Source organism: Kocuria soli (assembly GCF_003797835.1).
GTDB lineage: Bacteria > Actinomycetota > Actinomycetes > Actinomycetales > Micrococcaceae > Kocuria > Kocuria soli.
The window spans coordinates 103,176-116,302 of the sequence record NZ_RKMF01000001.1 but is presented as its reverse complement, the minus strand read 5'-3'; the positions used below and the strand labels follow the sequence as shown (position 1 = coordinate 116,302).

The 13,127-nt window shown below is 67.5% G+C and carries 11 protein-coding genes; 8 read left to right on the top strand and 3 right to left on the bottom strand.

Annotated features, from left to right (window positions below; all coding sequences use genetic code 11):
* Positions 1-132: 132 nt before the first annotated feature.
* Both EDL96_RS00510 and EDL96_RS00505 read left to right on the top strand, forming a co-directional pair.
* Positions 133-1,566: an alanine/glycine:cation symporter family protein gene (locus tag EDL96_RS00510; protein WP_123823689.1), complete on the top strand. Its 1,434-nt coding sequence runs from the start codon at positions 133-135 to the stop codon at positions 1,564-1,566.
* A 102-nt stretch (positions 1,567-1,668) separates the two neighbouring features.
* On the top strand, positions 1,669-2,502 hold the full coding sequence (locus EDL96_RS00505; RefSeq protein WP_123823507.1) for a D-hexose-6-phosphate mutarotase: 834 nt from the start codon (positions 1,669-1,671) through the stop codon (positions 2,500-2,502).
* A 97-nt stretch (positions 2,503-2,599) separates the two neighbouring features.
* Here EDL96_RS00505 and EDL96_RS00500 read toward each other — a convergent pair whose 3' ends face one another.
* Positions 2,600-3,001 carry a hypothetical protein gene (locus EDL96_RS00500; protein ID WP_123823506.1) on the bottom strand — a complete coding sequence of 134 codons (402 nt, stop codon included), beginning with the start codon at positions 2,999-3,001 and terminating at the stop codon, positions 2,600-2,602.
* 488 nt (positions 3,002-3,489) lie between these two features.
* On the opposite strand from EDL96_RS00500, the gene EDL96_RS00495 reads away from it, so the two are divergent.
* Positions 3,490-5,142 (top strand): DEAD/DEAH box helicase, encoded by a 1,653-nt coding sequence (locus EDL96_RS00495; RefSeq protein ID WP_123823505.1) that lies wholly within the window; start codon positions 3,490-3,492, stop codon positions 5,140-5,142.
* A 155-nt stretch (positions 5,143-5,297) separates the two neighbouring features.
* Positions 5,298-5,870 (top strand): GNAT family N-acetyltransferase, encoded by a 573-nt coding sequence (locus tag EDL96_RS00490; protein WP_123823504.1) that lies wholly within the window; start codon positions 5,298-5,300, stop codon positions 5,868-5,870.
* On the opposite strand, the gene EDL96_RS13500 is transcribed toward EDL96_RS00490, so the two are convergent.
* Together EDL96_RS13500 and EDL96_RS00480 are read right to left on the bottom strand one after the other, a co-directional pair.
* On the bottom strand, positions 5,855-7,282 hold the full coding sequence (locus EDL96_RS13500) for an HAD family hydrolase (RefSeq protein ID WP_233568574.1): 1,428 nt from the start codon (positions 7,280-7,282) through the stop codon (positions 5,855-5,857). The two genes, EDL96_RS00490 and EDL96_RS13500, sit on opposite strands and share 16 nt — an antisense overlap.
* 76 nt (positions 7,283-7,358) lie before the next feature.
* Positions 7,359-8,435, bottom strand: coding sequence for a cation diffusion facilitator family transporter (locus EDL96_RS00480; RefSeq protein ID WP_123823503.1), 1,077 nt, complete (start codon positions 8,433-8,435; stop codon positions 7,359-7,361).
* A 77-nt stretch (positions 8,436-8,512) separates the two neighbouring features.
* Between EDL96_RS00480 and EDL96_RS13320 the strand changes: the two genes are divergently transcribed.
* The 4 genes from EDL96_RS13320 to EDL96_RS00465 all read left to right on the top strand — a co-directional run bounded on the left by EDL96_RS13320 (position 8,513) and on the right by EDL96_RS00465 (position 13,015).
* A complete protein-coding gene (locus EDL96_RS13320) occupies positions 8,513-9,166 on the top strand; it encodes a hypothetical protein (RefSeq protein WP_158609445.1) in 654 nt (217 codons plus the stop codon).
* The gene (locus tag EDL96_RS13315) at positions 9,163-9,795 is read left to right on the top strand and encodes a CDP-alcohol phosphatidyltransferase family protein (RefSeq protein ID WP_158609444.1); all 633 of its coding nucleotides are present in this window, start codon (positions 9,163-9,165) and stop codon (positions 9,793-9,795) included. Before EDL96_RS13320 ends, EDL96_RS13315 begins: the two co-directional genes overlap by 4 nt.
* A 204-nt stretch (positions 9,796-9,999) precedes the next feature.
* Complete coding sequence (gene clpB, locus EDL96_RS00470) at positions 10,000-12,621, top strand: ATP-dependent chaperone ClpB (RefSeq protein WP_123823501.1); 2,622 nt, start codon at positions 10,000-10,002, stop codon at positions 12,619-12,621.
* Between the two features lie 184 nt (positions 12,622-12,805).
* Positions 12,806-13,015 (top strand): DUF3073 domain-containing protein, encoded by a 210-nt coding sequence (locus tag EDL96_RS00465; RefSeq protein WP_123823500.1) that lies wholly within the window; start codon positions 12,806-12,808, stop codon positions 13,013-13,015.
* Positions 13,016-13,127 lie beyond the last annotated feature (112 nt).

Below are 13,127 nucleotides of genomic sequence, written 5' to 3'. Positions count from 1 at the left end.
TCCGGTGCCCCTCCCATCGGCAGAGCGGGTGCGACTCCGGGGAGGAACTGCACGGTGAACGATCTCATTGCGAACCTGTTGGACCAGTTCGCCGGTATCGGCACGTACTGCTTCACGCCGGGGCAGACGGACATGGCCGAGTGCTTCGGCTCGGCGGGTGGCATCATCTGGGGACCCTTCGTCCTCATCCCCTTGCTGCTGGTCACGGGCCTGTACCTGTCGCTCCGCCTGGGCTTCCTGCAGCTGTTCAAGTTGGGTCCCGCCCTGCGACTCGCGCTGTTCCAGCGCAAGGACGAGGACGCACCGGGCGGTGACGTCTCCCAGTTCCAGGCACTGACCACGGCCCTCGCCGCCACCGTGGGAACCGGCAACATCGTTGGCGTGGCCACGGCGATCTCCATCGGTGGGCCCGGTGCCCTTTTCTGGATGTGGGTCACCGGCATCCTGGGCATGGCGTCCAAGTACTCGGAGGCCTTCTTGGGCGTCCGCTACCGCACCACGGACGCCAAGGGCGAGATCTCGGGCGGGCCGCAGTACTACCTCAAGCGCGGCATCCCCAACGGGTTCGGGAAGTTCCTGGCCCTGTTCTTCGCGATCGCGGCGGCACTGGCCTCCTTCGGCATCGGCAACATGACCCAGGGCAACTCGATCGCCGGTAACGTGGTCGAATCCTTCAACATCCCCACCTGGGTCACCGGGCTGGTGCTGGCCGTCATGACCATGGTCGTGCTGGTCGGCGGCATCAAGTCCATCGGCAAGGTCACCGCCGGATTCGTCCCGGTCATGATCGTCTTCTACGTGCTCGGTGCGGTGTGGATCCTGATCGCCAACGTCGGGCAGATCCCCGCCGCCCTGGCCCTGATCTTCACAGATGCCTTCAGCGGTACCGCAGCCGTCGGCGGTTTCGCCGGTTCGGCCCTGATCCTGGTGATCCAGATGGGTGTGGCCCGCGGCATCTTCTCCAACGAATCCGGCATGGGTTCGGCTGCCATCGCGGCGGCCTCGGCCCAGACCACGCACCCCGTGCGGCAGGGCCTGGTGTCCATGACCCAGACGTTCATCGACACCATCATCGTGGTCACCTGCACCGGCCTGGTCATCGTGACCACGGGCGTGTGGGAGCAGGGCGAGGAGTTCGCCGCCACCATGACCGGCGAAGCCTTCACCCACGGTCTGCCCGGCGGTTGGGGCCACCTGATCGTGACGGTCGGGCTGGTCATGTTCGCCTATTCCACGATCCTGGGGTGGGCCTACTACGGCGAACGGTGTGTGGAGTCCCTGATCGGACGCGTGGGTGTCATGCCCTACCGGGTGATTTTCTCGATCGTCGTGTTCATCGGATGCACGATCCCGTTGGCCGCCGTCTGGAACTTCGCGGACGTCATGAACGGCCTCATGGCCATCCCCAACTTGATCGGCCTGCTGATCATGTCCGGGTTGATCGCGCGGGAGACCAAGCACTACCTCAAGAACGACCCCAAGCTGGTGGCGGGCAAGTCCGAGGTGGATCTGTTCATGCGCGGACGTGACGGTGGCATCGACACCTACGAGGTGACCGGCCGCTGAGTTGGGCTGAGCCACGCTCGTAAAGCCACGTTCGTCACCAGGCCAACGGTGCCCCCGGCAACCAATGCGGTCGCCGGGGGCACCAGCACATAGCCTGTGACCATGACTGCTCTGCAACAGCCACTGGCGTTGGCCAATGACCAAGGGATCGCAACCGTCTACACCCAGGGCGCGCACGTCGCGTCGTGGGCCCCGGCCCGGCAGGATCCGGTGCTCTTCGTTTCCCGCCAGGCCCGATTCCTGGAGGGCAAGGCGATTCGCGGGGGAGTGCCGATCTGCTTCCCGTGGTTCGGCCCCGGACGTGACGGGCAGCGCAGCCCCGCCCACGGGTTTGCCCGGACCACGCCCTGGACGCCGGTGTCCTCCGACGGCACCACGGCGGTCTTCCGGTTGACCGACACAGACCTTGGAGACCAGGAGCGCGCAAGCTTCCGCCACAGCTTCAGCGCCGACTTCACCGTCACGGTGGGTACCACGTTGGAGATGACCCTGGCGACCACCAACACCGGGGACGAGCCTTTCGAGATCGACGAGGCCCTGCACACCTACCTGGCGGTCGGGGACGTCCGCTCCGTGAGCATCGAGGGACTGGACGGTGTGAGCTACGTCGACAAGGTCACGGGGAACAAGGACGTCGTGCAGGCGGGAGACGTGCGCTTCTCCGGCGAGACGGACCGTGTCTACCGCTCGGGTGACCCGTTGGTCGTCGTAGATCCCCTCCTGGGACGCAAGCTGCACATCACCATGGAGGGCGCGGCCAACACGGTCGTGTGGAACCCCTGGACCGAGAAGGCCAAGGAGATGGGTGACTTCGCGGACGAGGAGTGGACCCAGATGCTGTGCGTCGAGGGGGCCAACGCCCTGGACGACTACGTGACCGTGGCTCCGGGGGAGACCCACGCGATCACGTACCGCATCGCCGTCGAATCCATCTGACACCTCTCCCACCGACTTCGGGGTTGTTCCGCCTATTCGATCGAATAGGCGGAACAACCCCGAAGTCGGTGGGAGGGCGCTGCGGCGCCGAGCGGTGTCAGCCCTTGGACTGAACCACCAGGGCCAGGCCGATCGCGGCCAGCCAGACGTCCTTGGACAGCGGGGTGCCCTCCTGGGTGGGGCGGATGCCGTCGTCCTGGGTCATCTCGTTGTTGTTGAAGTACATGGTGAGCATGCCCGCGGAGAACGCCGTCAGGGCCAGACCCGCCAGCCGCTTGGAGACGAACGGGGTCAGCAGCAGCCCGCCGACGCCCACTTCGGCCAGCCACAACGCCTGGCCGAAGGTCTTGGCGTCCCACTCCTTGAGCTGCGGAATGCCGGTGGCGGCCATGCCCTGCAGGCCCTCGTAGGCCTCCAGGGGCAGATCCTTCTTGCCCAGGCCGGACTGCAGGATGTAGGCGCCGGAGACGCCGCGGAGGATAGCGTTGGAAAGTCGCATTCTGGGTCCTTTCACGAATGAACGTGGACGAGTACGTATGAAGCACGTGGGGTCCGATACGGACCGATCGATTTCACGGTAGCAGCCTGAGCGTTGCCACCAGCAGGGATTCCGCCCGGCTGGCTGTGAGCGAACACGGGACGACGACGGTGGGCCGCCCGCTGTCGTCGTCGCAGATCAGTCCCGGGTGCGGTGTGACGGGGTGGGGAGGGTCACGGACAGGCTCCGAACGGTTCGTGTAGTCTTCACGGGTTGCACATGGCACTGCCCGGACCTGCGGCCCCGAGGATTGATTCCGGGGTGTGAATCCGCAGGGATCCACAAAGAGGCAGGCAGCGCGTCGATCACTCCGAAGGCTCCCAGCGAGCCGCTGACGCAATGGAAAGCGAACCCGCTCGCGTACTCGCAGAGCGGGCTGGAGTGGGATCGGCGCACCCGGTGGGTGAACACACCGACCGGGACATCCGATCGAAAGTGCGAACTTCCTCGTGACTCATTTTGTAGACCTCGGCGTGCCCGAGGCACTTGCCCGTGTCCTCTCCGACCAGGGGATCACGGATGCCTTCCCCATCCAGGCCAAGACCCTGCCGGACTCGCTGTCCGGACGCGACGTCCTGGGTCGTGGCCGCACGGGCTCCGGCAAGACCGTGGCCTTCGCCCTCCCCCTGGTCGCCCGGCTTGCGGGTCTGACCGACGGCGTCGCCAAGACGACCCGACGCCCCAACCGGCCGACCGGTCTGGTCCTGGCCCCCACTCGTGAGCTGGCCACCCAGATCGACCGCACCGTGGCCTCGCTGGCCGAAGCGGTTGGTCTGAACACCACGGTCATCTATGGCGGCGTCTCCCAGAAACACCAGGAAAAGGCTCTGGCCCGCGGCGCGGACATCGTCGTGGCCTGCCCGGGGCGACTGGAGGACCTGCTCAAGCAGGGCGTCCTGACCTTGGACGACATCCGCGTGACCGTGATCGACGAAGCCGATCACATGGCCGACATGGGCTTCCTGCCCGTGGTGACCCGCATCCTGCAGCGCACGCCGCGTGACGGTCAGCGTCTGTTGTTCTCCGCCACCCTGGACGGCGGAGTGGACGTCCTGGTCAAGAAGTTCCTGGACAACCCGGTGACCCACTCCGTGGATGCGCCCAAGGCCACGGTCTCCACCATGGAGCACCACGTGCTGGTGGTGGACGCCGACGAGAAGCAGGCTCTCATTGAGACCCTGGCCTCCGGCACCGGGCGGCGCGTGATGTTCACGCGCACCAAGTACCGCGCCAAGAAGATGGCCAAGAAGCTGTCCCAGGCCGGAATCCCGGCGGTTGACCTGCACGGCAATCTGTCCCAGAACGCCCGCGACCGCAACCTGGAGGCTTTCTCCACGGGGGAGGTCCGCGTCCTGGTCGCCACGGATGTCGCCGCTCGCGGTGTGCACGTGGACGACGTCGAACTCGTGGTCCACATCGACCCGCCCGCCGAGCACAAGTCCTACCTGCACCGCTCCGGGCGTACCGCCCGCGCGGGCGCAGAGGGCCAGGTCATCACGATCGCCACCACTGAGGAACGGCGTGACGTCCAGAAGCTCATGAAGCAGGCGGGTGTGACCGCGGAGTTCTCCGAGGTCACGGTCGGTTCACCCGTGGTGGCTGAACTTGTGGGTGAGCGTGCCGAGCGCGTGGCCTACGTCCCGCCGACCAAGCAGTCCACGTCCGGTGGTCAGGGTTCGGGCCGCAAGCCCCGCCAGGGCGCGGGCAAGAACTCGGGTCGAAACGCGGCCAAGAAGTCGGGCGGCCCCCGGTCCGAGGCCCGCCGTGAAGCCAAGTCGGGTGGGCGCAACGCGTCGCGTGACGATCGCACCGATCGTTCCAACCGGTCGTCCAACGGTCGTTCAGGGGATTCGTCCCGTGGCTCCCGTGCCGGTGGTGGCGCTCGTGGGGGATCCCGCGGTGCCTCGGCGTCGAACGCCCGCAAGACGGGGTCCGCCAACCGTGGCCCCAAGGCGGGCTCCGGCCGGACACGTTCGGACTCGGCCGCGACCGCGGTGAACCTCCACGGAGCCGGAAACGGTACCGCTGACCGCGCGACGCAGGCCGCCGCGCGTCGTCGGAACCGGCGCGCGGGCTCCGCAGCGGGTGCGCCCCGCGGCTGACCCCCGTGCCGCATGTGCGGCAACCAGTCATGGCGAGCGCCCACGGTCAACCGTGGGCGCTCGCGGTCTATCGTGGGTTGTCAACGTCCTTTGTCCGACGAATTGTCCGATGCACCGCGGATGATCCGCCTCGACCCCTGGGAGTGCCGAGCACGATGGCCGACCACACCGACGACGGCCGCTGGACCGTCACGACCGAACGACTTCTCCTGCGACCTGGACAGGTCGCGGACCTCGGTTTCCTGGAAGACCTCTACTCCCGGGAAGCCGTCACACGGTGGATCGGTGAAGATGCGCCGCTGCCACCCCATGCGGTCCGCACGCGCCTGGAACGGTGGGCCACGTGCGAAGGGCCGCTGACGGGCATTCGCCTCGCCGTGCTCGCGCAGGAACCGCCGCGACCGGTGGGCGTGGTCCTGCTCAAGGACACCCCGGCCTCGGACACGGGTGAGGGATCAGGGGACATCGAGATCGGGTGGCACTTCCACCCGGATGCGTGGGGCCACGGCTACGCCACGGAGGCCGCCGTCGCGATGCTGAACCATGCGGCGCGCCTCGGCCTGGAACGGATCATCGCCGTCACGGACGTCGGCAACACCCCGTCCCAGGCGGTGTGCCGCCGCTTGGGAATGGAGCACCGAGGGACCACGGAGAAGTACTACGGTCACACGACCGAGTTGTTCACCCTGGACTTGGTCCAGTGGGCCGAGGCTCAGGCGGACGGGTAGTTGCGGGTCAGTAGTTCACTGGCCGGACGGCGCGTGGCGTTGAACGGCAGCTTCTCCGTCGGCGGCCCGTCGGCCCGGGGGAGGTCCGGGATCAGCGGTCCCACCGCGCGGAGTCGTTCCAGCGTCACGTCGGTGTGCACCTCGACCCGCACGAAACCGGGCTCCTGAGGCACGGGCTTGTCACCCGGCACCAGGATCGCGGGCATTCCCGCCGCAACTGCGGACTGCGCGCCGGCCAGCGAATCCTCGACCGCCACGCAGTCCTCGGGGGCGGTCATGAGCCGTTCGGCTCCCACGCGGTAGGGCTCCGGATGCGGTTTCGGGTTCTCGACGTCCTCGCGGGAGACGACCGCCCTGATGTTCTCCGTCAGGGCGGACGCCGTCGTCGAGACCACCGATGCCAAGGCGTTGGTCACGAGCGCCGCCGGGATGTGTTCGGCACGCAACTGCGCCAAGAGTTCGGGCATGCCCTCGATCAGCGGAACTTCACGCTCCAGGGCTTCCACCACCTTGGCCCCGATGCGCTGGGTGATGTCCTCCACGTCGGCATCGGCCCCACGGTCGAACATCATCTGCGCGGAGAACTGGACGGTCTGGCCCAGCCCGGCGTGATCGTCCTCGGTGGTCCATTCCTGGCCGAACTGGGCGGCCACCGCGCGCTTGGCCGAGGCCCACTCCGGCTCCGTGTTGACGGTTGTGCCGTCGTGGTCCAGCAGGATGCCCTTGGGCCAGGACGTGCCGTGCGGATCGAGCCACTCCAGGAGAGCCAGGGTCACCTGCCGGTGATCGTTCACGTGCACGGCACCGTGGTCAGCCGGCACCGGAACGGCTCCGGGCACGACGACGACGGTCATCCCCGCGGCCATTCCGGCCGCCACACCCGCCGGGGAGTCCTCGATGACCACGCAGTCCGCGGGGTCCACGCGCAGCCTCCGCGCCGCCTCCAAATAACCCTCCGGCGAAGGCTTGGGCGCGATGCCGTGCTCGGCCTCCTCGTTGCCGATGACGACGTCGAACATGTTCTCCGGGGCCAGGCTCGCCGTGTACTGAGCGACCTCGGTTGTGGCGTTCGTGACGATCGCGGTCGGCAGTCCGGCCTCCGCGATCTCCTGGAGCAGTTCGGTCATGCCGGGCATGATGCTCAGCCCGTGGTCCTTGAGCTCCTGCTCCGAGTACTCGAACAGCTTGCGCATCAAGGTGTCGTCGTCGATCTCGGTGACCCCGTTGTCACGCAGCCGCTGGACGGTGAACGACGCGGGCCTGCCGATCGTCTCCAGGGTGTCCCGCTCGACCCAGGTTCCCCCGTGGTCGCGGGCGAACCGTGCCTTGGCCCGCCCCCACACGGGTTCGGTGTCCACCAGGGTGCCGTCGTGGTCGAACAGAACTGCCTGGGGAAATGTGCGCGGGGACATGACTTCACCCTATCCGCCCCGTGGTCAGCCCCGATGCGGGGCCGCCCCGTGCGCGTGTAATTACAAGAGTGTGCGCTCAGCTCTGGGTGTGCCCGTGCGGCTGCTGCGCGGATTCCGGGTCGAGGGGCCCGTGGCCCAACCGCTCGTGGTCCGTGTGGCCCGTGGGCTCCAGCTGGAACGTGGCGTGCTCCACGGACACGGGGAAGTGTTCTGCCGCGCAGGCCTGCAGATCGTCCAGGATCCGCGGTGCGGAACCGTCGTGGAAACTGCTGTCCTCGACCACGACGTGCGCGGTCAGCACGGGAATCCCGGTGGCCACGACGGAGGCGTGCAGGTCGTGTACCGCCAAGACGTTGGGGACGGTCTCCAGATGTGCGGCGACCTCTTCGAGATCCAGCCCGCGTGGGGCCGATTCCATGAGAACGGACCCGGATTCACGGAGTATGCGGGCCGAACGCGGAATGATGAGCAACGCGATCACCATGCCGGCGACTGCGTCAGCGCCCGTCCAACCGGTGGTGGAAATGACGATCGCGGCGATGATGACGGCCACCGAACCGAGCGCGTCGTTGAGCACCTCCAGGAATGCCGCGCGCAGATTGAGCGAACTGTTCCGTGCGCTCGTGAGCACCCACAGCGAGCACGCGTTGGCCACCAGCCCGATCACCCCGATCACGGCCAGCAGACGCACGTCGAACTGCGCGGCCGGGGGAGGGTCGAGCAGGCGCTGGACTCCTTCGACCAGCGCATAGATCCCCACCGCGAGCAGGACCGTTGCCTGGACGCCGGCGGCAATGGTCTCCGCACGCAACCAACCCCAGCTGCGGCGCGGCGACTGCGGGCGGGTCATCAGGACGGACGCGGTGAGGGCCAGGAGCAGGCCGATCGCGTCCACGGCCATGTGTGCCGAGTCCACCAACAGTGCCAGTGAGCCGGTGACCACGGCGCCGATGACCTGGGCCAGGAGCACCGAGGCCGTGATGCCGAAAGCGATGGCCAGGCGGGTGCGGGACGACTTCGCGACGTCGTGTGAGTGTGCGTGCGAGTGCCCGTGTCCGTCTCCACGCGGTGCTGATCCGGCCCGTCCGTCGCCGGCTCCGGCGCACGATGCCGACCCCGCGGGGGGTGAACAGGAGGCTTCGCTCGATGACATATTAGAAAAATAGCATATATTTCGGGTGTGGCCCAGGGGTGATTCGGGATCGCGTACGGGCTCCGTAGACTGAACTCATGACCGCAGAGCCCCACGCAGCGCCCGATCCTGAGCGGCCCGGGGTGTCAGCGGAAACACCACCCTTCACGGACCGGCCCATCGGCCCCTTGCGCCGCGTCGTGCCCGTGATCGCTCCCGTCATGCCGCTGTTCGTGGCCGCCTGGTTCGTTCTCGCCACGGTTCCCCTGGGCGGGCCCGGGGAGCGCGCCGTGATCTGGTTGACCGCTCTGGCCCTGCCGTTGGGTGTCCTGTTGTGGATCTCTGCGGCGCTCATGCGCATGGACGTCGTCCGCCACCGGCCGCGGGTCAGCAGCGCTGCGAGCACCTGGAGCGTCCTCGCGGCCTGGGGCTGCGCGCTCGTCCTGGGTGCTTTCCTGCCGGACAAGATCGACGGTCGTGGGCAGTCGCTGTTCACCGCGGCCGTCGGTGGCCAGGACTACGTGGGGCTCAGCGCCGGGTTCGCCAACACCGTGGGCGTGTTGACGTTCGTCGCCGCGGTCGCTGCCGTCATTTCGACGGCGATCGACCTGCGCGGCACGCGAGCCCGTCTTCGGGGTCAGGCTCCCGAGCTCGATCCGGAGCAGGAGGATCGGATGCGCGAGGCCTGGGTGGAGTCCTTCGGCGGTGCCCGCGGCCACGAGTCCTCCGCACGCGGGGGTGGGAACCGGTGAAGCTCGGTCAGGCACTGCGCGACGGCGTCGTCCCCCCGTCCCTGCAGGAATCCCACGACGAGCGCGTGGACAGCGGGGTCTGGACGATCCCCAACGCCTTCACGGTCCTGCGCTTCCTGTTGATCATTCCCGCCATCGTCGCGATCTTCGGGATCGACCAGCGGCCGTCGTTGCCCTTGATCCTGGTGGCCGTCTTCTCCCTGACCGACTGGGTGGACGGGTTCCTGGCGCGTCTGCTCAACCAGTACAGCCGGTTCGGTGCCCGGCTGGATCCCCTGGCCGATCGCCTTGGGCTGGGCCTGGCGGTCATCGCGTTGGCCTGGGTGGGGCTGTTGCCGTGGTGGGCCATCATCATGATTGCCACCGTGGACCTGGTTCTGGCTGTCGCCATGCTCGCGTTGGGGTCCTACGAAGTGCAGGTGACCTGGCTGGGCAAGGTGCGGACGGCGCTGACGATGATCGGCGCCGTGGCCGTTCTTGCGGGTCCTGCGTTCGGCCTGCCGCTGATGACGCTCCTGGGCGCGATCGCCGTCGAGATCGGGGCCGTGCTCCACGTGTTGACCGGCTTCTTCTACCTGCACCGCGCCTGGCGCACGCGCACTCGATTCCAGGGGGTCGGCAGGCGATGACCGCCTGCACCCCGAGGATGCCCCCGCTCGAGACCGCTCGAGCGGGGGCATCCTGCTTTCGGGATCCCAGGAGTGATCGCCAACATCACATGAGTTTGTATGGCGAAGAAAAGTTGATTCGAGTAGACTCAACTTTAAGTTATTGACCCCACGGTGCCACCCGGTGCCGGAAGAACCTTCCGCGGCGCACAGAGAGGAATCGCCATGGACACCAAGCTCACCACTCGTTCACAGGAGGCCGTCAGCGCTGCGGCCACGCAGGCATCGACGGCCGGCAACCCCCAGATCGAACCCGTTCATCTGCTCAAGGCGCTCCTGGATCAGCGCGACGGCGTCGCCGTCGCCGTCCTGGAAGCGGCCGGGGTCGACGTCGCCGCGGTGGTAGCCAAGGCTGCAGCCGCCGAGGCGGCGTTGCCGTCGGCGACTGGCTCCACCGCGGCTCAGGCGCAGTTCAACCGTGCGTCCCTGCAGGTCGTGCAAACTGCGGAGAAGTTCGCCCAGGGACTCGGGGACGAATACGTTTCGACCGAGCATCTCCTGTATGCCCTGGCTGAGGTCGACAGCCCCGCCGCGCGCATCCTGGCCGAGGCGGGAGCCGATGCGGCCACGATCCGGGAGACCGTCCCCGCGGTGCGCGGCGACCGTCGCGTGACCAGTCCGGACCCGGAAGGTACCTTCCAGGCCCTGGAGAAGTACGGCACCGATCTGACGGCCATCGCGCGTGAGGGCAAGTTGGATCCCGTGATCGGCCGCGACTCGGAGATCCGGCGGGTGGTTCAGGTGCTGTCGCGCCGGACCAAGAACAACCCGGTTCTGATCGGCGAGCCCGGTGTGGGCAAGACCGCCGTCGTCGAAGGTCTGGCGCAGCGCATGGTGGAGGGTGACGTTCCCGAAACCCTGCGGGGCAAGACCCTGATCTCCTTGGACCTGGGCTCGATGGTCGCCGGTGCCAAGTACCGCGGCGAATTCGAGGAACGACTCAAGGCCGTCCTGGACGAGATCAAGACCTCCGAGGGCCAGGTGGTCACCTTCATCGACGAACTCCACACGGTCGTCGGTGCCGGTGGCGGATCCGAAGGCGCCATGGACGCCGGCAACATGTTGAAGCCCATGCTGGCCCGCGGTGAACTGCGCCTGATCGGTGCCACCACGCTGGACGAGTACCGGGAGAACATCGAGAAGGACGCCGCACTGGAACGTCGGTTCCAGCAGGTCTACGTCGGTGAGCCCTCCGTCGAGGACACGATTGCGATCCTCCGCGGCCTCAAGGAGCGGTACGAGGCCCACCACAAGGTCCAGATCGCGGACTCCGCGCTGGTGGCCTCGGCCGTACTGTCCAACCGGTTCATCCCGGGACGCCAGCTTCCGGACAAGGCCATCGACCTGGTGGACGAGGCGGCCTCCCGGTTGCGCATGGAGATCGACTCCGCCCCGGAGGAGATCGACCAGCTGCGCCGCCAGGTGGACCGACTGACCATGGAGGAGCTGGCACTCAAGGACGAAACCGATCCCGCCTCCGTCGAGCGCCTCGACGCGCTGCGACAGGACAAGGCCGACAAGCAGGCCGAGCTGGATGCCCTCAACGCGCGTTGGGAGCAGGAGAAGGCCGGCCTCAACCGCGTGGGCGAGCTCAAGGCCAAGATCGACGAACTGCGCTCGCAGGCCGAACGAGCCCAGCGCGGCGGCGACCTGGGGGAGGCCTCGCGGCTGCTCTACGGCGAGATCCCTGCCCTGCAGAAGGAGCTGGACGTCGCCCAGGCTCAGGAGGCCGCGGAGCCCGAACGGGAATCCATGGTCTCGGAGGAGGTCACGGCCGACGACGTCGCCGAGGTCATCTCCGCCTGGACCGGCATCCCCGCCGGACGCATGTTGCAGGGCGAGTCGGAGAAGCTGCTCCACATGGAGCAGCGCCTGGGACAGCGGCTCATCGGCCAGAGCCAGGCCGTCGTGGCCGTCGCCGACGCTGTACGGCGCTCGCGTGCGGGGATCTCGGACCCGGACCGGCCGATCGGTTCGTTCCTGTTCCTGGGGCCCACGGGCGTCGGCAAGACGGAGCTGGCCAAGTCCCTGGCCGAGTTCCAGTTCGACGACGAACGCGCTCTGGTGCGCATCGACATGTCCGAGTACGCGGAGAAGCACTCCGTGGCCCGTCTGGTCGGGGCTCCTCCCGGCTACGTGGGCTACGAGGAGGGCGGCCAGCTGACCGAAGCGGTCCGGCGTCGCCCCTACTCCGTGGTCCTGTTGGACGAGGTCGAGAAGGCCCACCCGGAGGTCTTCGACATCCTCCTGCAGGTGCTGGACGACGGTCGCCTGACCGACGGCCAGGGACGCACCGTGGACTTCCGGAACACCATCCTGATCCTGACCTCCAACATGGGCAGCCAGTTCCTGGTGGACCCGACCATGGACGAGGCGGCCAAGAAGGACGCGGTCATGAACGTGGTCAACGCCTCGTTCAAACCCGAGTTCCTGAACCGGTTGGACGAAGTCATCATGTTCGATCCGCTGTCCACGGAGGACCTCTCGAAGATCGTGGACATCCAGGTGGCCAAGCTGGCCGAACGTCTGGCGCAGCGCAGGTTGACCCTGGAGGTCAGCCCCGCGGCCACGGAATGGTTGGGGATCACGGGCTACGACCCCGCCTACGGTGCCAGGCCGTTGCGTCGACTGGTGCAGCGTGAGATCGGCGACAAACTCGCCAAGGGATTGTTGGCTGGCACCATCGCCGACGGTGACACGGTGCACGTGGACGTCAACCCCGATGTTGCCGCAGACGGCCTGATCGTCACCACGGACGGGGAGGATCAGGGCACCCAGGAATCCTGACCGGGTGCCGGATCCGACGCGCGGTTCGGCCCCGTGTTCACCGCACATTGCGGGTGCATGGGAGTCGAGCCGCGCGGTCCGACCGTGTACGCTGGGGCCACGACACAGACTGAAAACACCCGGGGCCGTATTGTGTGCCAAACGTACCGCCGACCGGGACCGAGAGACAGAGGGGGTCACGCTCATGGGGCGCGGCCGTCAAAAGGCGAAGGCAACGCGACAGGCGCGGGAGATGAAGTACTTCAGCCCGCAGACCGACTACTCCGCCCTTCAGCGGGAACTGCGACAGTCCGGTTCTACCCGGCCCGCCGTCGCTCCCTACGAGGACGACTTCACGGAGGGTGACGACTACTCGGAGGATTCCGGGTACGACACCGACGACGACTACCGCTGACGTCACTCGACACAGACATTCCGCGGTGACGCGGATGGCGGAAGAGGGTCAGATCCACACCTGGATCTGACCCTCTTCCCGTTGTGAGGTCATGTTCTCGGCGTGACGACCG